General features: G+C 64.8%; 17 protein-coding genes. 13 read left to right on the top strand and 4 right to left on the bottom strand.

Going from position 1 to position 20,494, the window contains the following annotated elements; translation table 11 throughout:
- Nucleotides 1–125: 125 nt before the first annotated feature.
- The 4 genes from H6678_02400 to H6678_02385 all read left to right on the top strand — a co-directional run bounded on the left by H6678_02400 (nucleotide 126) and on the right by H6678_02385 (nucleotide 6,462).
- Nucleotides 126–2,810 carry a TonB-dependent receptor gene (locus H6678_02400; GenBank protein ID MCB9472642.1) on the top strand — a complete coding sequence of 895 codons (2,685 nt, stop codon included), beginning with the start codon at nucleotides 126–128 and terminating at the stop codon, nucleotides 2,808–2,810.
- Nucleotides 2,811–2,890: 80 nt separating this feature from the next.
- A complete protein-coding gene (locus H6678_02395; protein ID MCB9472641.1) occupies nucleotides 2,891–4,246 on the top strand; it encodes a hypothetical protein in 1,356 nt (451 codons plus the stop codon).
- 300 nt (nucleotides 4,247–4,546) lie between these two features.
- Nucleotides 4,547–6,016 (top strand): hypothetical protein, encoded by a 1,470-nt coding sequence (locus tag H6678_02390; protein ID MCB9472640.1) that lies wholly within the window; start codon nucleotides 4,547–4,549, stop codon nucleotides 6,014–6,016.
- Nucleotides 6,017–6,123: 107 nt separating this feature from the next.
- Nucleotides 6,124–6,462, top strand: coding sequence for a hypothetical protein (locus H6678_02385; protein ID MCB9472639.1), 339 nt, complete (start codon nucleotides 6,124–6,126; stop codon nucleotides 6,460–6,462).
- Between the two features lie 286 nt (nucleotides 6,463–6,748).
- On the opposite strand, the gene H6678_02380 is transcribed toward H6678_02385, so the two are convergent.
- Together H6678_02380 and H6678_02375 are read right to left on the bottom strand one after the other, a co-directional pair.
- The gene (locus tag H6678_02380) at nucleotides 6,749–7,246 is read right to left on the bottom strand and encodes a hypothetical protein (GenBank protein MCB9472638.1); all 498 of its coding nucleotides are present in this window, start codon (nucleotides 7,244–7,246) and stop codon (nucleotides 6,749–6,751) included.
- Nucleotides 7,246–8,142 carry a hypothetical protein gene (locus tag H6678_02375; protein MCB9472637.1) on the bottom strand — a complete coding sequence of 299 codons (897 nt, stop codon included), beginning with the start codon at nucleotides 8,140–8,142 and terminating at the stop codon, nucleotides 7,246–7,248. The genes H6678_02380 and H6678_02375 overlap by 1 nt, the downstream gene beginning before the upstream one ends.
- 341 nt (nucleotides 8,143–8,483) lie before the next feature.
- Here H6678_02375 and H6678_02370 point away from each other — a divergent pair, with 341 nt between their 5' ends.
- The 5 genes from H6678_02370 to H6678_02350 all read left to right on the top strand — a co-directional run bounded on the left by H6678_02370 (nucleotide 8,484) and on the right by H6678_02350 (nucleotide 13,378).
- The gene (locus H6678_02370) at nucleotides 8,484–8,966 is read left to right on the top strand and encodes a glutathione peroxidase (GenBank protein ID MCB9472636.1); all 483 of its coding nucleotides are present in this window, start codon (nucleotides 8,484–8,486) and stop codon (nucleotides 8,964–8,966) included.
- A gap of 379 nt (nucleotides 8,967–9,345) precedes the next feature.
- The gene (locus H6678_02365) at nucleotides 9,346–11,484 is read left to right on the top strand and encodes a hypothetical protein (protein MCB9472635.1); all 2,139 of its coding nucleotides are present in this window, start codon (nucleotides 9,346–9,348) and stop codon (nucleotides 11,482–11,484) included.
- 388 nt (nucleotides 11,485–11,872) lie between these two features.
- Nucleotides 11,873–12,088 (top strand): helix-turn-helix transcriptional regulator, encoded by a 216-nt coding sequence (locus tag H6678_02360; GenBank protein ID MCB9472634.1) that lies wholly within the window; start codon nucleotides 11,873–11,875, stop codon nucleotides 12,086–12,088.
- Between the two features lie 17 nt (nucleotides 12,089–12,105).
- A complete protein-coding gene (locus H6678_02355; protein ID MCB9472633.1) occupies nucleotides 12,106–12,420 on the top strand; it encodes a HipA N-terminal domain-containing protein in 315 nt (104 codons plus the stop codon).
- Complete coding sequence (locus H6678_02350; protein MCB9472632.1) at nucleotides 12,413–13,378, top strand: HipA domain-containing protein; 966 nt, start codon at nucleotides 12,413–12,415, stop codon at nucleotides 13,376–13,378. The genes H6678_02355 and H6678_02350 overlap by 8 nt, the downstream gene beginning before the upstream one ends.
- A 232-nt stretch (nucleotides 13,379–13,610) precedes the next feature.
- Here H6678_02350 and pepF read toward each other — a convergent pair whose 3' ends face one another.
- Nucleotides 13,611–15,434: an oligoendopeptidase F gene (gene pepF / locus H6678_02345; GenBank protein ID MCB9472631.1), complete on the bottom strand. Its 1,824-nt coding sequence runs from the start codon at nucleotides 15,432–15,434 to the stop codon at nucleotides 13,611–13,613.
- Nucleotides 15,435–15,716: 282 nt separating this feature from the next.
- Here pepF and H6678_02340 point away from each other — a divergent pair, with 282 nt between their 5' ends.
- From H6678_02340 to H6678_02325, 4 genes are all read left to right on the top strand, one after another.
- Nucleotides 15,717–16,103 (top strand): (2Fe-2S) ferredoxin domain-containing protein, encoded by a 387-nt coding sequence (locus tag H6678_02340; GenBank protein ID MCB9472630.1) that lies wholly within the window; start codon nucleotides 15,717–15,719, stop codon nucleotides 16,101–16,103.
- Entirely contained in the window at nucleotides 16,081–17,673 is a 1,593-nt protein-coding gene (locus H6678_02335; GenBank protein MCB9472629.1) for a hypothetical protein, read from the top strand. The genes H6678_02340 and H6678_02335 overlap by 23 nt, the downstream gene beginning before the upstream one ends.
- A gap of 56 nt (nucleotides 17,674–17,729) precedes the next feature.
- Complete coding sequence (locus tag H6678_02330; protein ID MCB9472628.1) at nucleotides 17,730–18,785, top strand: alcohol dehydrogenase catalytic domain-containing protein; 1,056 nt, start codon at nucleotides 17,730–17,732, stop codon at nucleotides 18,783–18,785.
- 410 nt (nucleotides 18,786–19,195) lie between these two features.
- The gene (locus H6678_02325) at nucleotides 19,196–19,858 is read left to right on the top strand and encodes a class I SAM-dependent methyltransferase (protein ID MCB9472627.1); all 663 of its coding nucleotides are present in this window, start codon (nucleotides 19,196–19,198) and stop codon (nucleotides 19,856–19,858) included.
- On the opposite strand, the gene H6678_02320 is transcribed toward H6678_02325, so the two are convergent.
- Nucleotides 19,859–20,386: a carboxypeptidase regulatory-like domain-containing protein gene (locus H6678_02320; protein MCB9472626.1), complete on the bottom strand. Its 528-nt coding sequence runs from the start codon at nucleotides 20,384–20,386 to the stop codon at nucleotides 19,859–19,861.
- Between the last annotated feature and the right edge of the window lie 108 nt (nucleotides 20,387–20,494).

The raw sequence follows: 20,494 nt of genomic DNA, 5'->3' as shown, positions 1-20,494 counted from the left end.
GACACTTTGCGTCCCGTTCGACGAGGAGATCCCGAGAGGAAGAACGGATCTCCCCGGCCTGACGGACGCCCCGGCAGGGTGTCCGCGGGAGAGGCGGAGGAACCAGAGGAACGGGAGCGAAACACATGATTCACACACAACGAGCCCTGTCCGGGCTGCTGCTGGTCCTGTTGCTGGCAGCAGGCGCCGCCACACATGCGGCGACCCGGGGCGTGCTCAAGGGCACGGTGCTGGACGCGCGCGATCATCAACCGGTGGTGGGCGCCAACATCGTGCTGCCCGGCAGTCATGCCGGAGCGTCCACGGACCTGGATGGCCACTACACGATTCTGGCTGAGGCCGGCATCTGGAGCGTGAAGGTGAGCCATGTCAATTATGTGGACGTGAGCTGGGAGAAGATCGTGCTGGTGGACGGCCAGACCACGACCCTGGACATGGAACTGGAACCCAACGTGATCGATGCGGGCGAGATCGTGGTACAGGGCACCCTGCTCACCAACGGCGAGAACGCCCTGCTGGTGGCACGCCAGAAAGCCAGCACGGTGAACGACGCGATCAGTGCCGAGCAGATCACGCGCAATGGCGATGGCAATGTCAGCGCCGCGCTCAAGCGGATCACGGGAGTGACCGTGCGCGGTGGCAAGGACATTTTCGTGCGCGGTCTGGGCGAGCGTTATGCCAATGTGCAGCTCAATGGCTCGGTGATGCCGTCGACCAATCCCGACCGCAAGGAAGTGCCCGCCGACCTGCTGTCGTCCAGTCTGGTGGATCACGTGACCGTGCAGAAGACCTGGACCCCCGACCAGCCCGGCGAGTTCGGGGGCGGTTCGGTGCAGATCCGCACGCGCGAGTTTCCCGAGGGACGCTCCCTCAAGGTGGGGCTGAGTTCTTCCTACAACCTGCGCAGCACCAACCAGAACTATCTGAGCTACTCGGGTGGCGACACGGACTTCCTGGGCTTTGATGATGGCACGCGCGCCATGCCCTCTGAGGTGGCTGCGACCGATCGTCTGGTGGCGTCCAGCGGTCGCCAGTTCGCCAGCGCGTTCCAGAATGTCTGGACGCCCACCTCCTCCCGGGCCGGCCTGGGGAAGGGCGGCTCGCTGAGCTGGGCCGATCGTTTCGGCCTGGCGCACGATCGCGAGCTGGGCGTGACCACCGCCTTCAGCTGGAACCTGAAGACCGACTCCCGCGACGGCGAGTACCGCAACCTGTACCAGCCGGGCTCGCTGTCCTCGGATTTCCAGCGCCAGGCCGGCAGCCAGGACGCGGGCCTGAGCGCCATGGCCAACACCTTTCTGCGGCTGGATTCCCGCACCACCATCGGGCTGCGCACTCTGTACGTCAACGAGAGCGAAGATCAGGCCAGTCTGGTCACGGGCTACTACTACAACTCCGACGGCGACTATCGCCAGAGCATTCTCAAGTTCGTGCGCCGTTCGCTGATGAGCGGTACGCTGGAAGTGGATCACCGCCTGGCCACCCTGCCCGGGGGCAAGCTGAAGTTCAGCGCGGGTCTGGCGGGCACCACGCGCAGCGAGCCCGATACGCGCAACACGCACTACGCCTGGAACTCGGTCACCAACCAGTACGAGATCGTCTTCGGGCTGCGCTCCAATTCGCACTTCTTCTCGGAACAGCAGGACCGCAATCTGGATCTGGATCTGGGGCTGGAGTTCAAGCCACAGACCCAGTTCACCGTGCGCACCGGCCTGCAGTTCCTGACCCGCACCCGTGATTTCCAGGCGCGCAAGTTCGTCTACGAGCTGGAACCCAACATGGTCTACCCGGTGGAGCTGCGCGGCCAGAATGCCGAAGTGGCCCTGAACGCCGACCTGGTTCAGCAGGGAGTGCTGCGCCTCTACGAAGGCACACGCGACTCCGATTCCTACGATGCCAGCCAGCGCCGGATCAGTGGCTACCTGAGTCTGGACTGGAGCCCGCTGGATGTTCTGGACGTGACTCTGGGCGGACGTGTCGAAGCCGATCGCCAGGCGCTGAATTCCGAAGAGTTGGGGCGTCACACGGACGTGCTGCCGGCGCTGAACGCCACCTGGCGTCCCACGTCGCAGACCGCGCTGCGCGGAGCACTTTCCATGACTCTGGCCCGCCCCGAGTTCCGCGAACTGGCCGACTTCTACTTCGCCGATTTCCTTGGCGGACGCACGACCTACGGCAACAGCGAGATCGAGCGGACCCGGATCTACAACGCCGATCTGCGCGGCGAGTGGTTCTACGGCATCGGCGAGCTGGCCGCGCTGGGCGGATTCTACAAGCATTTCGACAAGCCCATCGAACTGCGCCATCGCAATTCGCAGAACCCCGAGGTGTATTACGACAACGCCGAATCGGCGGACCTCTTCGGGCTGGAAGTCGAGCTGCGCAAGGAACTGCCAGCCTCGATGAGCCTCAACGGCAACCTGACCCTGATCCATTCCAGCGTGTCCTACGGTGGCACCAGCGCCAGTCAGGCCAGCAGCGACCGGCCGATGTTCGGTCAGTCACCCTATTCCCTCAACCTCAACTGGAACTGGCAGCTGGAGAAGCTGGCCAGCACCGCCAACCTCTCCTGGAACCGTTTTGGCAAGCGCCTGAGCAGCGTGGGCAGCGTGAATCAGGGTGGTGATGAATACGAAATGCCCTTCGATCGCCTGGACCTGAACCTCAGCCGCAACTGGGGCCAGCTGAGCACGCGCCTGGGCCTGCGCAACCTGCTGGACGAGGCGGTCGAGTTCCGCCAGGCCGGCACCGTGACCAACCGCTATCGTCAGGGCCGTGAACTGAGCCTGGGCGTGAGCTGGGAACTGTGATTCGAACAACCGTGACCGGAACCGGCGCGGAGTGACTGGATGAGTGCGAAACACCCAATACACAGACAGGAGTCCACGAGATGTTGATCAGCCGGAAGCACCTGGTCCTGATGATCGCCGCGAGCGCCCTGCTGGCGTTCACCGCCTGCGAAGACGACGACAACAACAACAACACCACCAATGAAATCCCCCAGATGTACCAGGATCTGCCCGGTACCCTGATCAGCCAGAACACCACCTGGAGCGGCAATGTGGACGCTGCCGGCAAGTACTACGTGCTGCCCGGTGTGACCCTGACCATCGCCGCCGGTACCACCGTGTCCTTCGCGTACCACGAGGACAATCCCGATGACGTGGGTGCCATCATCACCCTGCGCGGAGACTCCGACAACTTCAGCAGCGAGCGTGCCAGTGGTCGGCTGGTGGCCAACGGCACCGCGGCCCAGCCGATCGTGTTCACCTCGGCCCGCGCCACCAAGTCGCCCGGTGACTGGGGCGGGATCGTGCTCATCGGCGAAGCCCCCAACAACATCCCCGGCGGCACCGGCGATGTGGAAGGTCTGGCCGAGACCGTGCATTATGGCGGCAGCAAGAGTGCCGATGACAGTGGTGTACTCAAGTATGTCCGCATCGAGTACTGTGGCTACGGCATCGCCGCCGATTCCGAGCTCAACGGTCTCTCGCTGTACTCGGTGGGTTCCGCCACCACCCTGGATCACATCCAGGTCTACAAGTGCACGGATGACGGTTACGAGTGGTTCGGTGGCACGGTAAACGCGCGGTACCTGCTGAGCACCTTCAATGACGACGATAGCTTCGACATGGACGAGGGCTGGCGCGGCAAGGGGCAGTTCTGGTTGGCCGTGCAGCACGCCGGTTCCGACAACGGCTTCGAGAGTGACGGGCGCAAGACCCTGGGCAGCGGACTGGCCAGCCATCCCACGCTTTCCAACGTGACTCTGTACGGTTTCGGCGCCGGCAAGGATGCCGAGGACAAGAACTACGGCATGCGTCTGCGCGAGGACTTCGAAGGCGAGCTGAGCAACTTCGTGATCAGCAATTTCGCCGGACTCAACTGGAAGCTCGAGAGCAACGACGGCGACGTGACCTCGGCCAACTTCGATTCCGGGATTCTCAGCATCAACCGCGCCTGTGTGTACTCCAACAATCTGGATGGCAGCGGTGATTTTGGCGGCTTTTCGAGCCAGGCCGACAGTACGCGCTTCTGCGCGGGAGCGCACAACGTGCATGTGCTTGACAACGCCGTGTTCCCCAGTGCGGCCAGCCATGACTACCGTCCCGCGGCAGGCAGCTCCGCGGCCAGTGGCGGTCAGGTCCCGTCCGACAGCTGGTTCGACGCGGCCGGCTACATGGGTGCCGTGGCCCCCTCGGGCAGCAACTGGACCACAGAAAGCTGGGTCCGCTGGGCCGACTGAAACGATTTCCTCTCACGTTCCTCTGCCGATGCCGGGAGTCGCGATTGCGGCTCCCGGTTCATTTTCGAGTGAGACAGCACTCGAATTTCATGGGATTCAGAATCGGGTGTGATCTCTCGTTCTGGAACCCTTGATTGTTTCCGATGGTGAACACAATGGGCTTCTGGCGAACGAACATTGTGGCATCGTGGACACTCTCTGTGGGTCCTCGATCCGGCATGCTCCGCCTGAGCGCATTGGTGTTCAGGGGCTCACACGGGCTTGGGCCGAAGGGTGCCCATGCCGGTTTCCGGAGGAAACATGAAGCGAATCGGCCTGGCACGCTGGCTGCCGTTCTTCTTGCTGCTGGTGGGCGGCACCTCGGGCGCACAGTCTCTGCAGCTGCAGTGGCACCGCACCTTTGGCGCGGGTGAAAACGATTACGGCAGGTCCGTGATCCAGACCGCGGACGGGGGATTTCTGGTGGCGGGTGACACGCGGTCATTCGGTTCCGGTCTGTCGGATCTGTGGTTGCTGCGCGTGGACTCCGAGGGGGATACCCTGTGGACGCGCACCATTGGCGGGGTGGGTGACGATCATCCGGGCGATCTGCTGGCATCGGCGGATGGAGGTGCCGTGATCTGCGGCACGACCCGTTCCAGTGGCGCGGGATTCTCGGACTTCTGGTTGCTGAAGGTGGATTCTGGCGGAACCGTCCTCTGGGAACGCACCTATGGGGGCGAGCTGGAGGATGAGTGCTGGACCTTGGGTGCTGCCGCGGATGGCGGGTTCCTTCTTGTGGGAAATACGCGTTCCCAGGGGCTGGGTGTGACGGATCTGTGGCTTGTGCGCACCGATTCTCTGGGACAGCAGCAATGGAATCGCAGCTACGGAGGCAGCCAGGCCGACGGCGGATACGGAGCGCTGGAACTGGAGGGCGGTGATCTGCTGCTGACAGGGTACACCAATTCCCGGGGAGCCGGCCAGGCGGATGGCTATGTGATTCGCACCAACAGCATCGGGGATACGCTCTGGACCCGCACCTTCGGGGGCAGTGGCGAAGATCGCCTGTTCGCCTGCGCGGCCGCGACTCCCGGAGGATGGCTGTTCACGGGGCGCACGACCAGCTGGGGGGCCGGAAGCAATGACCTGTGGCTGCTGCGGCTGAACGAGCTGGGTGACAGCCTCTGGACACGCACCCACGGAGGCGCCGACAGTGATCTGGGACTGCAGCTGCTCTCGCTGGGAGCGGAGGGATTCTTCGCCGTGGGGCAGACCACGCTCTCCCAGCCTGTGATGCAGCAGATCTGGACGCTCTGGCTGGATTCTGAAGGCGAGATTCTCTGGCAGGACGATTTCGGAGGTTTTGCCCACGATGGCGCACAAGGTGTCTGCGCGACCCAGGATGGAGGCTTCGTGGTCACGGGCAATGGCTACATGGATGCGGACAATCTGACGGATCTGCATCTGCTGCGACTGGAATCGACGACTGCGGCCAACCCGCGCGCCACGCGTCGGGGAGCGCCAGCCCTGTTCTCGCTGGCTCCGGCCCATCCCAATCCATTCAATCCTGCCACACGGCTCGAGTATGCTCTGGAAGCCGCCAGTTTCGTGCGTCTGACTCTGCACGACGCTCTGGGCCGGCGGCTGCGCGTGCTGGAGGAGGGACCGCGTGCGCCGGGAGTCCATTCGCTGGACCTGCAGCTGGATGGCTGTTCCTCGGGACTGTATGTCTGCAGGCTTGAAACACGCTTCGGCCACACCAGTCGTGCCATGGTCCTGCTGCGCTGAGCGGGCCGGGGAGGCGGTGCCCATCCAACTTCCTACCTTGGGCGGCCTTCCCATCTGGCTTGCCTGGGTGCAATGCTGCGTCCAGGCCCAACTGCTCGGAGCTCTTCATGTCACGCGTGTCAACACTCTATCCTCTGATTCTTGGTCTGTTGCTGGCCTGTGGGTCCGCGGACAAGCCGGAACCGGCCTCCAGCGGCTCACGCCTCGCCACCCTGCGCTGGACGGCCACCGATACCACCCGGATGTTCAGCGAAGCGGACCAGCGGGGTTTCGAGCTGGCCCCGGCTCTTCCCGGCAGTCAGTGGACCGTGCTGGATTCGCTGGCCGTGCCCGGCGAGCCGCTGCCACGCCTCTGGCTCAAGATTCATGATGCGGAGAAGACCGGCTGGATCGACAGTGGCCGGGAAGCCCTGATTCAGGAAGAAGGCCGGATCGCGACCCACTGACCACGTTGGGTGAGTTGACCCGATCGGCTTGCCGTTTGGGTGATTTGCCCTTGTCCCCGTCCGCTCGAGCGACCTTCGTGCCAGCCGCAACACACTGATACCAGAAGAGTTGCGCTCCTTTGTGGTTCTGGCACGGTCTTGGCATTTCACAGGGGCGACGACGAACACCCTCAACCGGGTGCGGAATAGCCCTGTGTGGTAGGAAGGCCGGCGCCTTGGCAGCGTCGGCATGAGCAGAAGCGGCGGCCATCTGGCCGCCGCTTGGCGTTTTTGCCTGCGATGCCTGTCAGACGTGCTGTCGCGGGCAGGCTGCCGGGGGCATGGCGCCCTGCAGGGCGCCGCGGATTTCCGTGTGACGCACCTGTCCACCCAGGTGGGAGGTCCAGGCCAGCACGCCCAGCATGGCGGCCCCAGCGATCAGCAGGGTCCAGCGCTGCCAGGCGGCGGGCCTTTCGCCCTGATAGTGCTGCAGCCAGGCCTGGAAAGCCAGCGCACCGCACAGCCCGAGCACCACGAAACTGACCCGGCCCCAGAGCGCGTGTGTCTCGACCACATTCTGGGTATCGCCCGTGTTGAAACCGGCATCGATCAGGATCTGGTGCGCCGACGGGCCCGTGTAATACGCCATCGCCGCCGCCAGAGCTCCGGCCACAATGGCCAGCAAGGCCAGTCGAAAGGCCCGTTCCTCGCCCCAGGCGCGAGCACAGAGCAACAGCACCACCGCGCCCAGCAAGGCACTGAGTGGCAGGTGCACGATGGCCAGATGCAGGTTCGCCGCATTCATCATTTCGTGCTGGTGCCGATCGCTTCATGGGGCGCCACGCCCTGCTCGAGCTTGCTGTAGTCCAGTTCGCTGCCGCGCATGCTGTGGGGAATCAGATACACCGCGGTCATCACGATCATGGCCGCCAGCACGACGATCCGGTTGACGGCCTCACGTGCCTTGGGCTTGAAGCCGATCACGCTGCAGGCGAAGACCCAGGCCAGCCACATGATCAGCATCTTGTTGTCCGTCAGGTCCTTGCCATAGGGAAAACCTGTCCAGAAGGCACCGAAGGCATACTTCTGCACCAGCGGGCCCAGCATCATGCCACCGATGGTCAGGCCGATCAGAGTGATCCAGGCGGTGCGCCGCATGGTGTCGGGAGCCGCGATGGCGGCCAGACCCGTGCGCATGCCGATGAGCACCGAGAAGAACATCATGAAGATGTGGGGAATCAGAATCCAGCCGGGCACGGGATCCTTGTAGCGGATCACGACGTTCTCCTCGCCAGCGGGAATCCGGGCAGTCTCACTGCCGGTCAGCTCCAGGTAGTACTCGAGCTTGCCGGCCGCGGGTTGACGCGGCAGGCGTGCCACCAGCGTCTGATCTTCAAGCTGCAGTGGCAGAGCCGTATAAGGTTCGTCCAGCTTGTAGCGCTTGTAGTACAGGGTCGCGCCCAGACCAGCGGCCTGGGGCAGAATCACCGCGGCGTCGATGGTGGAATTCTCGCTGCGCACCAGCCGGTAACTCAGAGATTGTCCGGCCACCTGGAATTCCCCTTTTTTGGGGTAGGTCGGTCCGGTGGTGCGTTGATAGACCACTGCGGCCGCCATCAGGAGCACGGCAAGCACCCACAACAGAATGCGTACCGGTCTGGAGGATCCTTCGGGAGCCGCGGAAGTCGAGGCGCTGGCCATGGGCATGTTCCTTACTGCTTGCTCAGGGATGACCGCCAGTGGCGGACCCGGTCTGGATGGATGGATATGGAATCGTCACAAGATCGCCGGGGACCGATTCTGCTCTGTCAGGGAATTGTGGGCCGACGACAACAACGGAGAGGAATATGCACAAGAATCCGCAATCATGGCGAACCGGGAGCAACTGGCTGCGCCCATTGGCGCTGGCCGCACCACTGGCTCTCATGCTGATGGCCGGCAATGCTCTGGCCCTGAAACCGGCACCCGTGGATCGGGACCAGGACATGGACCACAGGGGCCACAAGGACGGCACAGTCATCGAGAAGGAGAAAGGAAGCGGGATGTACGAGTTCACCGTGGATCGCCTTGATGGCAGCTCCGAGCAGCTGGCCAGCAACCGGGGCAACGTATTGCTGATCGTGAATACGGCCTCCGAATGCGGGTTGACCCCGCAGTACGAGAAACTGCAGACCCTGCATGAGCGTTACGCCGCCCGCGGGCTGAAGATCATGGGCTTCCCCTGCAACGAATTCGGGGGCCAGGAACCCGGCAGCGCCGAGCAGATCCAGACCTTCTGCAGTGCCAATTACGGAGTCGAGTTTCCCATGTACGCCAAGGTCAAGGTGCTGGGCGACGGCGCCGCGCCTCTGTTCAAGTGGCTGAAGACGAACTCCCCCGAGGGCAAGCAGAACGAGATCGCCTGGAACTTCAACAAGTTCCTCGTGGACGGCGAGGGCCATGTGGTCGATCGCTTCGAGCCCAAGGTGGATCCGCTGTCCCCCGAAGTGATCGCCCGCATCGAGGAACTGCTGCCCGCCAAGTAGATGCCGTCTCACAGGGGACGTCCAGTGTCCGATCCCCGCACGAGGCGAAGCCACAATACCTTCCCCCACGACCGTGGGGGAAGGCTCGCCGCTTTGTGAGACACCGCGATTCTCAATGCAGCAGGGTCCAGCTGCACGCGATACGCCTCAGCGGCGGGCATGTGGGCTGTTCGTCCAGAGCGTGTCCGCTGCGGTTCATTACCCGACCGTGATGACATCACCGGATTCCCTTCGCCTCTTCGATGGAACCGGGCCAACCTCAAGACCCGCGGGCTCACGATCCCTTGTGCCTGTTCGCGGTCATACCTGGCTTGCGCAGGCCGACAGGCAACCGTAGCTTTGCCGCCCGGTTCAACACAGCAACCAGATCGGAAAAACCATGCGTTCCACCAGCTTCCCCCTTCGGGTGACGTCCGGCCTCGTCTGCCTGCTCGTCCTCTTCCTGCTCGGGAGCCCTGCCGGCCATGCCGCGGCCGTCAGCCTGGCCGATGCCGACCGGGCGTCGCTAAGCAGTGGCATCCTGCTGGACCTGAGCCCGGACCTAGCCGGAGCCACCCACTACGACGGGCTTCAGGATACTCCGCCCGCCTCGCCCGCCCTGTTCCGCCAGCTGCTGTTCCAGCTCAACCGCGCCACGGTCGACGGTGCCACGCGAACCGCCCCGACCCGGCTGCGGGAGATCGCCCGGGAGGCCCAGCCGCGGAAGCTGGTTCCCCTGGCCTTGCTGGACATGGATGTGCAGCGGGTGAAGGCCGGCGCCCTCGACCAGGGTCTGGTGAGCGTGGGCGGGGGCGAGCTGCGCATTCTTGACCCCCGCGCACTGGAGGAGCGCCGCATCTTTGCGGCCGCGGCACTGGTGGATCACAGCGGCCGGGGCCGGGCCGTCACCTTCCAGCTGCCCTCCGGGGAGCGTTGGATCAGCAACCGCGCGGAACCGCAGCGGATGGAGTGGGATCTTGCCGACGGTGCCGGATTCGTGTCACGGAAGCCGGGCGAGCAGGTGACCGTGAGCTACACCTCCGCGGGCCCGAAGACCCTGCGCCTGCGGGCCAGCTGGGCCAACGGCGAGACGCGCATCACAAGCCTGAGCTTCACGGTCGACCGGCTGGACACGCCGGAGCCCAGCGAGGTCTGGAACCTGGTCGCGGACCAGCCCTACCAGGGGGCCACGGCCGGCGGGAACGCCTACCTCCTTCTGGCCCCGGGACACTCCACTCTGACGCGGCCGGTCGTGCTGTGCGAAGGCTTCGACATGGACAACACGATGTTCTGGGACGAGCTCTACGGGCTGGGCAACCAGCAAGGCCTGGTGGAGACATTGCGTGACCTGGGCTTCGACATGGTGGTGCTGAACTTCACCGAATCCACGGACTACATCCAGCGCAACAGCCTGCTGCTGGCCACCCTGCTGGAGCAGATCAACAGCCTGCTGCCCGAGGGCGAGAGCTACCCCCTCATCGGCGCCAGCATGGGCGGGCTGGTCTCACGCTACGCTTTGGCCTGGCTGGAGCAGCAGGGCATCGATCCCCGGGTGCGGACCTTCATCTCCTTCGACTCGCCCCAGGCTGGTGCCAACATCCCCCTCAGCCTGCAGCATTGGCTGGCCTTCTTCGCGGATGAGGCGGAAGAGGCCGCGTACTTCCTTTCCCGCTTGCAGACACCGGCGGCCAAGCAGATGCTGCTGGCGATGGCCGAGAATCCGCCCAATGCCAACCCGGGCGCGGATCCTCTGCGTCAGACCCTGCTGAACGAGCTGGCCGCGCTGGGTGACTATCCCGTCTCGCCGCGTCTGGTGGCGGTGGCCAACGGCAGCGGCTCGGGCCTGAACCAGGGTTTCGCAGCCGGCGCCCAGATCATCCGCTACGAGTACCGCAGCTGGCTGGTGGACATCGACGGCAACTGCTGGTCTCTGGCCGACCACAGCCCGCAGACCGTTTTCAGCGGCATGATCAACCAGATCTGGCCCTTCCCGGACCGCTACCAGACCGTCACGATCAACGGGGCGTCACCCTGGGACAACGCGCCCGGTGGCTCGCGCAACACCATGGTCCAGCTGGACCAGAGTGCCGTGCCCTACGGGGACATCGTGGCCCTGCAGCCCAACCACTGCTTCATTCCCACCACCAGCGCATTGGGCTTGGTGACCGACGCGCCGTTCCGGCAGATCGAGGGCGCGCCCGACCTGCCCGCCCTGTCCCCCTTCGACGCGCTCCACTATCCGCTGGGTGCCAGCGAGGAGCATGTGACCATCAGTCCGGAATCGGTATGGTGGTTCCTGGAAGAGATCGTGCCGGAGCTGCCCGCGCCGGAACTGGCGATCCAGGCTGTGGAGGAGGGCGTGCAGCTGAGCTGGAGCCCCGTGCCCCTGGCCCGCAGCTACCGCCTGCAGCAGACGACGGACCTGTCCGACTGGCCCGCGGAGTACATCAGCACAACGGGCCTGGGCTGGACCGTGACCGATCTGGAAGCGAACACCTTCTTCCGGGTGACCGCCTCGATGGAGGACGCAGGGCAGTAGGTCAGGCTGCGTGGAAGTCCGTTCAATCCCGATCTCCCGTCGGCCTCCCGGCAGCAGCGGCGCCCCGCCGCTCCGCCCATGAGTGACAATGGCTCGCCCCATCAAAGGGCCTCCCCAGCCTTGCGGATGCTGAATACTTCCGAGTCGTACTCCGACAGGCCCTTCTTGTCGAAAACTGTCCCGCAGGCGATTCGAAGCCGCTCCACGGCCACGGTCCGATCACTTCTCCCGTGGGACGGCCCCCGTCGATCCCTTGGCTGCCTGTGAAATGCTCCCGATCGGGTACGATTTCCCGTGTGTGTATTGTTTTTGTACCCGATCAGGGCGATTTTCCTCGAAAATCATTAGGGTGTACCCGATCGGGTCACATCAACTCACGGGACATGCCATGGAAACCCTCAGTGCCTTCGTCCGCAGAAAGCGCAAGGAGGCGGGGCTGACGCAGGTCGCCCTGGCCGACACGGCGGGTGTCGGCCTGCGTTTCCTGCGGGAGCTGGAACGCGACAAGACCCGCCTGAGAATGGACAAGGTGAACCAGGTGCTCGGTCTGTTCGGCCATCAGCTGGGGCCGGTGCCCGCGCGCCGTGAGGAATCCGGCTCGTGAGGGCGGCGCGGATCATGATGCATGGCCGCCTGGCGGGCCGCCTGCTCGAGGATGAGACCGGCTACCATTTCCAGTATGATCTGGACTACCTCGCGCTTCCGGACCCGGAGGCGATCAGCCAGACTCTGCCCCTGCAAAGCGCCGCATACAGCAGCGCCACCCTGTTTCCCTTCTTCGATGGCCTGATTCCCGAGGGCTGGCTGCTGCACATCGCCGAGCGCAACTGGAAACTGGACCCGCGCGACCGCATGGGCCTGCTGCTGGCCACCTGTCGGGACTGCATCGGTGCCGCCAGTGTCGAGGACGAAGCCGGGGAGGCACCCCGTGACTGAACCGCGCTGCCTGCTGTGTTACGATGAACTGGAAGCGGACAGCGGGGACATCCATGCCCGCTGCGCCCGGCGCCTCTACGGTAAGGGACCGATCCCGCAGCTGGATGTCAGCCTGGACCAGGTGCAAACGCTTGCCGAGCAGGCCGTTCGCGCTCGGATCACCGTTCCGGGTGCACAGGCCAAACTGTCCCTGGGACTGGCCGGTGGCGGAAGCACCCGGGCGCCCAGGCGCCTCACCCTGGTGGACGCGCCCGCCGGTTACATTCTGAAACCCCCCAGCCCCGACTTTCCCTTCCTGCCGGAACTGGAAGACCTCTCAATGCACCTGACCCGCCTGGCAGGGATCCCCTGTGTGCCCCACGGCCTGGTGCGGCTGGCGTCGGGCGAATTCGCCTACCTGACACGGCGGATCGACCGCCAGAATGGCACGAAACTCCACATGGAAGACATGGGTCAGCTGGGCGGAAAACCCACGGAAGCCAAGTACCGCGGTTCCCACGAGCAGGTGGCCCGGCTGCTGCAGCGCTTCTCGGCCCAGCCCGGCCTGGACCTGATCCGCTTGTATGAGCAGGTCCATGTGGCGTTTCTGCTGGGCAACAGCGACCTGCACCTGAAGAACCTCTCGCTGCTGAAGGACCCCCAGAGGGGCTGGCTGCTCAGCCCGGCCTACGACATGGTGGCCACCCGTCTGGTTCTGGAAACCGACCCGGAAGAGCTGGCACTGACCTTGAACGGGAAACGCAGCCGGCTGGATCACGGGGACTTCCTTGCGGCCATGGCCACCAGTGGGCTGGAGCCCAAGGCCGCGCACAACCTGCAGCGCCGGGTGGCGCACGCCCTGCCCGGATGGCACACGATGATCGACCGCAGTTTCCTGCCCGCCGAGCTGCGCCTGCGCTTCCACGCCTTGATCACGGAACGCTCGGCTCGGCTGGGGATCGGGGGCCAGGCCGAATAGCCGCCCCAGCGACTTGCGGTGGTCGCGTTTCGCTCAGTGCATCAACGTGATCCACTGGCGCGCATCACCTTCGATCACGGCGATGCCGTCCGGACGGCGGCAGGCTCGCGGTCCCCTGTGGATGACTTCCTTTCGGTGGGCTGTTCCAATTGAACGGCCATTTCGCCAATGCAACCAGAGAAAAAAGCCCCCGACGGCGGTCGGGGGCTTTTTGCTGCAAGCGTGAATGCGCTCAGTTCTGGCTGCGGGCGTGGATCGCTTCCAGCTGGCCGACCAGGTCGGAGAAGCGGTCCATGGCCTTCTGCACGGGGGCGGCCTGGGTCATGTCCACACCGGCGTCGCGCAGCTGGTCCAGCGGGAACTTGGAACCACCCAGTTTCAGGAAGCCCAGGTAACGCTGCAATTCGTCGCCGCCACCTTCGAGCACGCCCTGACTGAGGGTGATCGCGGCGGACAGCCCGGTGGCGTACTTGTACACGTAGAAGGCGTGGTAGAAGTGCGGAATCATCAGCCCGATCAGCGCGTTCTCGTCGGGCAGGGTCACCGGGCTGCCGTAGTAGGCGCGGCTCAGCTCCTGATAGAGGGCGCAAAGGCTTTCCACGGTCAGGGGCTGGCCCTGTTCCACCATTGCGTGCGTGTCACGCTCGAACTCGGCGAACATGGTCTGACGGAAGATCGTGCCGATGATGTCGTCGATCTGCTTGTTGATCAGGTAGGCCCGGAAGGTGTCGTCGGTGGCCTCCTCGTACAGGTGACGCGCCAGCAGCTGCTCGTTGAAGGTGCTGGCCACCTCGGCCACGAAGATCGTGTAGCCGTAGTGCTGGAAGGGGTTGTTGGTCTTGCTGTAGTACGAATGCATCGAGTGCCCGCCCTCGTGGGCCAGGGTGAAGACGTCGTCGATGGCCTCGTCCTTGTAATTCATCAGGATGAAGGGCGATCCGATGTAGCCGCCCGAGGAGAAGGCGCCCGAGGTCTTGCCCTTGTTCTCGTAACGATCCACCCAGCCCTCGAGCAGGCCCTTGCGCAGGATGCCGCAGTATTCGGCGCCCAGAGGCTGCAGCGCCTTGTCGATGACCTCCACCGCCTGCTCGTAGCTGTGGTTGACCTTGATGTCCTTGATCAGCGGCACGCGCAGGTCGTAGCTGGCCATGTCCTTAAGGCCCATCATCTTCGAGCGCAGGGTGTAATACCGGTGCAGGGTGTTGAGATTGGCCCGCACGGTGCTCACCAGATTGTCGTACACCGAGACGGGCACGTCCTCGCTGAAGAGGCTGGCTTCGCGCGCACTCGGGAAGTTGCGGATCCGCGCGCTGAAGATGTCGTGCTGCACGCTGCCGTTGAACAGGGCGGCCAGGGTGTTCTTGTGCTTCTGCCAGACTCCGTGATACTGGAAGTAGGCATTGCGGCGCACCTCGCGGTCGGGGTCGAGCATGAACAGCGACATGGTGGACTGGGTCAGGGGGCGCATGCCGTCGCTGGACATGCACTCGCCGAATTCCAGGTCCATGTCGGTGAGTGCCGAGAAACCGCGGTAGGCCGTCGAGGCGAACTCGGACTGCATGGCCAGCAGGCGCTCCTCGCGCTCGCTGAGCACATGGGGCTTGTAGCGCAGGCTCTTGTTCAATTGAATGCGGAACTCATCCAGGGTGCCACTGGCCAGGAACGCGTCCATGGTCTTGCTGTCAATGGCGTGCAGCTCGGGCTCGTACCAGCTGAACTCGGCGCCCATTTCGCTCAACAGCTGGAAGATGCGGGCCTGGCGGGCCTGGTTCTCGCTGTTGATGCCGTCTTCGGCCACTTTCAGGTGGGCATAGACGTACAGGGTTTCCTGCAGCAGCTCCATCTCGCGCGTGAATTCCAGACAGGCCTTCAGGGCTTCCGCCGATTTGCCCAGGGTGCCCTTGAAACCGGCGATGCGCGGCTTGAGCGCGGCAAGTTTCTTGAGATCGGCTTCCCATTGGCTGTCATCTTTGTAGAGCTCCGTCAGATTCCAGCAGTGCTCGGTCTTCACTTCTTTCCGCTCCGGCGTGCGTGCGGGGGCGCTCGTCGAACTCATCTGCACCTCCAATTCCTTGATTTTCAAGCGTGTTGGCGTTCGGTGGCAGTGCCCGGGTCCAAACCTTACCTTGGCCCGCCTGCGGTTCCGGGAGCCCTGCCGTGGCATCCGCGGAGGAACGGACCGGCTTCGACCCGTCCCGTGCATTCCGGTTTCGCCCCAATGGCAAACTTCCAGAGTGCGCGGCAATCTAGCAGAACCCACGTAGAAGGCTCCCGCGTGCCCCCGCGAAGAAGTCCCTCGATTCACGGACCCGGCAGCGGATACATCAGGACAGCACCCATGGCCAAGAATCTGAAGAAGATCGCCGACGAGCTGGGCATTCCCCGTCTCAAGCATCACATCTTTCTCTGCGCTGACCAGAAGGATGCCAAGTGCTGTTCGCGCAGCGACTCCAACGAGAGTTTCCAGTTTCTCAAGAAGCGACTGGCGGAACTGGGTCTCAGCGGCGAGGGCGGAGTCTTTCGTTCCAAGACGCACTGCCTGCGCATCTGCCGCAACGGGCCGATCGCGGTGGTCTATCCCGACGGAGTCTGGTATCACAGCTGCTCCCCGGCCGTGCTCGAGGAAATCATCCAGAAGCATCTGATCGGCGGCAAGCCCGTGCGCAAATACATGATCCTGCAACAGCCCCTGAGCGGCGAGAATGCCATCCCCGAACTTGGCTGAGCCCAGTCTGCGCAGGGGCCGCGCCGCCGTGATCATTCTGGGGCTGGCCCTCTGGCTCTGGGGACTGCTGGGAGGTCTGGCCGCCTCTCAATGGCGTCTTGAATACACTCTCGATGACGCCTGGATTCACCTGCAGCTGGCCGAGCAACTGTCCCATGGGCACATGGGATTGCAGCCCGGCCAGCTCAGTGCACCGTCCTCCAGCCCGCTCTGGCCCTTCCTGCTGGCGCCCTTCGCGGGCAGCTCCTTCATGCACTGGATTCCACTGATTCTCAACGCACTCTGCCTGCTGGCCAGTCTGTGGCTGCTGTCGCGGTTGCTGTTTCCCGAGCGGACCTCGCACGGGCGGACAACTCTGCCGCTGGCGCTGGCCGTGGTGGCCGTCAGCAACCTGCCCGGTCTGGCACTCACGGGCATGGAACACAGCCTGCAGGTCCTGTTGGCCTTGCTGCTGCTGCGAGTCCTGCAATTGCGCGCGGAGATGCCCACGCCCAGCCCACGTCTGGACTGGGCCTTCGCCTTGCTGTGTCTGCTGGGGCCGCTGGTGCGCTACGAGATGCTGGCACTGGTGCTGCCCGCGATCCTGCTGGATCCGGCACCCACGCGCGGCCGCGCCGGACTGGTCCTGCGCCTGCTGCTGGCCTGCCTTCCGCTGGGGCTGTACTCGCTCTGGTTGCACAGCCTGGGACTGGGCTGGCTGCCGGGCTCGCTGGCGGCCAAGTCCGACCTGGTGGCCAGTTCGGGAACTGTCGCACGCCTGAGGGCGCTGGTCGCCAACGGACTGCACAACGTGCAACTGCCCCAGGGGCGTGTGCTGGCGGGTCTGGGGCTGGTACTGGCGGCCTGCGGGTTCAGCCGGTCGCTGACCCGTGTGACACGCCGTCTGGCTTTCTGGGCCGCGCTGGCCATTGCGCTGCACCTGTTGGCGGGGCGCACCGGCTGGCTCAATCGCTACGAGATCCAGGTCTGGCTGCCCGGTCTGGTGGTTGGTCTGGGCTGTTTGCGCGAACTGCTGGGACGTGACACAACGCGAATCCGGGGGGCCGGGCCCGTCTGGCTGGTGCCCGGGCTGTTGCTCCTGGCGGGCCTGCCCTACCTGCGCACGACTCTGGAAAGTCCCACGGCGATGGCCAACATCCACGAGCAGCAAGCCCAGCTGGCGCGCTTCGCACAGCAGATCTGGCGGGGGCCGGTGGCGGTCAACGACATCGGTCGCGTGAGCTGGCGCAACCCCTGGCCCGTGCTCGATCTCTGGGGGCTGGCTTCCCCCCGGGCTCTGGCCGCCCGGCGGGCGAGTGCGGGTGCCGACTGGGCAGACCGGCTGGCCAGGGAACAGGGAGTGCAGCTGGTGATGATCTATCCCGACTGGTTCGACAAGCTGCCGGAGAGCTGGATTTCCCTTGGCCGGCTGCATCTGGCCAGCCGGCGAGTGTCAAGCGATCGGGATGCCGTCGAATTCTTCACGCTGGATTCCACGGCCGCCGTCCGGGCCCGGCTGGCGCTGGCCGAGTTCATTCCGGGCCTGCCACCCGGGGTTCTGTTCACCCGTTCGCCCATGACCGGGCATTGACACACCCTGGGCTGCTCGCCTGACTGGTGTACAGCCCACATTCCAGGAGACGGATCATGCGTGCCGCACGCCTTGTGAACTATGGCAAGCCGCTCGAAGTCCTGAACACACCCCGACCGACGGCCGGTCCTGATTCCGCCGTGATCCGGGTGGCGGGCTGCGGTGTCTGCCGCAGCGACTGGCACCTCTGGGTGGGCGACTGGGCCTGGCGCATGCCGGTGCAGTTTCCGCGCACTCCCGGACACGAGATCGGGGGTGTGGTCGAGGAGGTCGGTGGCGGCGTGCGCCGTTTCCGGGTAGGTCAGCGTGTCACGGTGCCCTTCCACAACGGCTGCGGGGAATGCCGCTGGTGCCGTCAGGGTCTGATCAACCTCTGCGAATCCTATGCTTCGCTGGGCTTCAGTTACGATGGCGGCTATGCCGAATTCGTGCACGTGCCCGTGGCCGATCTCAATCTGGTGGCTCTGCCCGAGGAGGTCAGCCTGGATGCTGCCGCCGCATTGGGCTGCCGCTACATGACCGCCTGGCACGGCCTGATCGACCGCGCCGGTCTGCGCTTCGGCGAGCGTCTGGCGCTCTTCGGTTGCGGGGGCCTGGGGCTGAGTGTGTTGCAGATCGCGGTCTCCTGTGGCGCACGCGTGCTGGCCGTGGACCTCGACCCCGAACGCCGCCGTCAGGCTCTGGCACACGGGGCAGAGGCCGCTGTGGACCCCGGGGCCGGACCGGTGGCCGAGGCGATTCTGGAACTGTCCTCGGGCGGAGCCGATCTCAGTGTGGACGCCCTGGGCCTGCAGCCCACCTGCGCCCCGGCCCTTGAGAGTCTGCGCCGCCGCGGACGCCACCTGCAATTGGGTCTCACGGGCGAGAAGGAGCGCGGCAGCCTGAGTCTGCCCATCGATCGCATCGCCAAATGGGAGCTGAGCCTGATCGGCAGCCTGGGCTGCGGCCTGGACAGCTACGGCCAACTGCTTGAGCAGGTGGCGGCCGGCCGGCTCACACCGGACACGCTGATCGAGAAACGCGTGGGTCTGGACGGTGCTTCGGCGCTGCTGGAAGGCATGAGCACCTTCGAGACCCGCGGCCTCTGCCTGATCCATCCCGGCATGGAGTGATTCACCCATCCCCCGCGTCGAGTACGCCGCGCCTTCCCCGCATGCGCGGGAGAAGGTATCACGGCTTCGCCCTTCGGGTGGCGCGGCAAGATGGAATCAGTGAACGGGGTTGTAGGACATGTTGGCATGGCCAATGATCCTCCCCGCACGCGGCGAAGCCACCTCCCTTCCCTCGCGAACGAGGGGGAAGGCTCGCCGCAGGCGAGAGGGATGGGGGCCTTCAGCGCACGCGAGTCACGATTTTCCGGCATGGAGAGATTCCCCCATCCCCCGCGTCGAATACGCCGCGCCTTCCCCCGCATGCGCAGGGAAAGGTATCACGGCTTCGCCCTTCGGGGGAGCCGTCGTGGCGGGGCCAGTGGCCGGCAGCAGCAGCACGGAAACGAACACATTCATGCAAAGGAGAGCCCATGAGCCGAGGAAGCATTGGTCTGGACGAGCGCACGCAGGACTGGCTGTTGCGCCATGGAGTACGCGATGACGCTCTGCTGGAGGAGTTGCGCGCGGAGACGTCGAGACTGCCCAATGCGGGCATGCAGGTGTCCCCCGAGCAGGGCCAGTTCCTGACTCTGCTGGCCCGGTTGCAGAACGCCCGACGCATCGTGGAGGTGGGTGTGTTCACCGGCTACAGCAGCATCTGCCTGGCGCGTGGTCTGGCGCAAGGCGGGGAACTGCTGGCCTGCGATGTCAGCGAGGAGTACACCGCCGTGGCCCGGCGCCATTGGCTGAAGGCCGGGCTGGCCGACAGGATCACGTTGGCACTGGCGCCCGCGGCCGAGACACTGCGCACCCGGCTGGCCCAGGGCTGGGCGGCCAGCGTCGATCTGATGTTCATTGATGCCGACAAGGGCAACTATCCCGTGTACTACGAGCTGGCGCTCGAGCTGCTGCGTCCGGGAGGGCTGGTGGCCGTGGACAACATGCTCTGGAGCGGTCGGGTGGCCGATGAGAGCGTGCAGGACGAGGATACGCGCGCCATCCGTGAGCTGGCGTCCAGGATTCATTCCGATGCGCGTGTGGAGATGTGTCTGCTGCCGATCGGGGACGGACTCAGCCTGGCGCGCAAGCGCTGATCACTCGCCTTCGACTCCGCCGACCAGTTCCATGAAACGGCCAAAGAGCCAGAGCTTGATCGAGTTCATGTCGCGCTTCACGGGATTGCGTGCGGATTCGCGGGAGGATGTGCGGCTGTCGGGGCGACTCAGTTCCTGCGGTTCCGGCTCGTCAAGCAGGGCCATATCCTCGCTGGCGAGGGGCAAGGCGTCGTCCACACCAAGGGGTTTCACCACCATCAGGAGAGTGTGCTCGACCCGGCCCGTCCCGGGGACGGCCACATTTTCCAGACGTTTGCTGAAGTAGGCGCTGTGGGTGGCCGCCAGCCAGTAGCTGCCGGCAGGGAGATCGGCGAAGGAGAAGGCGCCATCCGGCCCGCTGCGGGTGAGGCGGCGTTCGCCACTGAGAGTGCCCAGGCAGATCAGTTGGGCGTCGGCGATGCCCTGCCCGCTCAGACTGTCCTGCAGGACTCCACGCAGCTCACCGGCCTGGCCGCGGCCAGCGGTCAGCAGAAAGAGCAGCAGGGTCATGAAGCTGGCGAAGCGCATGGGTTCCGTCCGATTTGCGTCCTGGTGCGGGGCAGAAAATGGTCATGAATTTCCCTAATTGGATCAACCCATCAAGCAGAATGTTACTCCGGAATTCTGCCCGTACCC

This window comes from Candidatus Delongbacteria bacterium (assembly GCA_020634015.1).
Lineage (GTDB): Bacteria > CAIWAD01 > CAIWAD01 > CAIWAD01 > CAIWAD01 > JACKCN01.
Note: the sequence above shows the minus strand (reverse complement) of the source record. Positions and strands in the feature narration are given on the sequence as shown.